At 49.1% G+C, this 2,121-nt stretch carries 2 protein-coding genes; both read left to right on the forward strand.

What is annotated here, in order from left to right; translation table 11 throughout:
• Window positions 1-1,943: ATP-binding protein (locus tag KKA81_16900; GenBank protein MBU2652606.1), on the forward strand; the 1,943-nt coding region annotated here is incomplete at its 5' end.
• Window positions 1,940-2,121, forward strand: a 182-nt coding sequence (locus tag KKA81_16905; protein ID MBU2652607.1) for a hypothetical protein, incomplete at its 3' end; no start/stop codon positions are given. The genes KKA81_16900 and KKA81_16905, both read left to right, overlap by 4 nt.

Here is a 2,121-nt window from a genome sequence, read left to right on the forward strand (position 1 = left end):
GAAAGGGAAAGACTGAGCAACGGTTGTGGGAATCAAGGACTTATGGTGAAGAGGACCCACTGACTGCTGCGTGGATTATCGAACTGGTCTCCCAAGAACGTTGCTCCCTCGACCTGATGGTTGCGAAACGGCTACAAGAAACTGTAGGGGATGCGCTCGGGAGCGATTTTAACGCGATTCTCAGCGAGAACAGAGCTGGGGCGCATGCTTTTCCCGTACACCGTTGTGTGTCGGCTACCAAGAAGATTTTGGACGACACTGACAGTTGGCAGACGACTAAAGAGAAATGCCAGAGTCTACTTTCCGAAGCCGGTTACTGGTTTGAACAAGAGCTACACAGGCAATTGTCCCATTATCACTTCAATGATTTCCGCTTCGATGCACCGGAATTGATATATACCCTAGCAGGAGCACTGCAAACCGGCCGTCTCCGTCGGGAGGATCCGCTAATTCGCGAGGTGCTGGAGGTTATCCGCGCCGTCCAGCAACAACGCAGCGTTTACTGGCGTCCGTATCGGCCTTTCCTTGTAAAGCCCCAAGGTCTGGTTCTTATGCCACTAAGCGTGGAAGTTGCAGACGCTCTGCTAGGTACGTTGGGACTGACTGGTCACTTCGATCAACTAAGGGACTCTCTCTCAAGCTATTATGAGTGGCTTATGGCGCAAGGAAAACCGGAAGATAGCGATATGATAGGGTGGCGTTCGGAGAATGCCTTTGGCCCACCCGAGGTGGAAAAGATTCATACTTGGACTACTTCAAGAGTAGCGATCTTCCTATTGAACTACTCCCAGCTGTTAGACCTCGCTCTCCAGAGCGACCTCTTACAGAACTCAGGGCTCTCTTTTAAGGAACCCAGGGATCTCCTTGCTTGGAAGTTCATTCAGCCAATGGATCGAAGTCGTCGTCCAGCCGACAGTCAAATACTGCCGACGATTCAAAAACACTTCATTCAGCTGCATAAGTCTGCTCCCGGTTCGGGAAAAAGGCTCAATCCTGAGGGCAAGTTTTCAATGCTTCTCTACAGCCCGCCAGGAACATCCAAAACGTCAATAGCCGAAATCGTAGCAAACGAACTGGACTTCAAATTGGTTACAATAACAGTCAGCGACTTCATCGTGTTAGGCGAGCAGGCGGTTGAGCAGAGGGCAAAGATGATCTTCGATGTGCTCAGCGAGCTCAAGAATGTTGTCGTTCTGTTCGACGAAATTGACCGATTAATCACAGACAGGGAGTCAAAGCGGTACATCGAACAGAGGGACATTCTTCAGATGATGACACCCAGCATGCTCACAAAGTTCAATGACCTAAAGAGGAAGAAGAAGCTGATCTTTGTTATCGCTACGAATTACTTCGAAAGAATCGATAGGGCAATTAAGAGGGCAGGTAGGATTGATTTGCACTTTGTCATTCCCCCTTTTGACCAGGAGTCACGAGTAGAGCTTCTAGAGCACTTCATTTGTGATAAATTTGGTGAGAAGGGTAAAGATTGGCGATTACCTTCCGGCGACAAAAAGAGGCTTGAGAAGATAGCTGAACAGAATCCTTTGCTGATTTTCGAAGAGTTGAAGGACATTTTCGACAGATCGATGTCTGGGGTGGGATTTGGAGACGTCACAGCAGTGATAAGCAACCTAGAAAGGGAAATTGGACAGGTTAAGCCATCTATTTCTATAGGGAGCTACGATAACAGATTTTCTAGCGAGCTGGATCCAGAGAAACCGTATCGCGAGTACTTTTTCCTTTGCTTTCTGTCAGCCGAGGTCGGACAAGTTAAAGGCATCAGGAAACGTTTTAAAGAGCGGTGGACAAAATGGGCGAAGGAAAACGCTCGTGAGTTAGGTGAATTGACATCTGATGAATGGGTACGAGAACAGTTGCACAAACTTGGAGTTGCCGCGGACGCAAACCAACCGGGAGAGGAAGGAAGGAAGAGTCATACATGAGCCAGGAGTTTCCGCCGCAATCGGATAGACAAACGGAAATAGAAGCGATTGTCTCCATCTTTACCAGCGTTATCGAGGGGCGTTCTGCGTACTATGTCAGCACGCCAATGACCACAGGGAAGGGGTCACTCGAACCGCACCGTGCGGCCACCGCGGATAGAACCACAACAAACGAGGC

It is taken from the genome of Bacteroidota bacterium, from assembly GCA_018831055.1.
Taxonomy (GTDB): Bacteria; Bacteroidota; Bacteroidia; order Bacteroidales; family B18-G4; genus M55B132.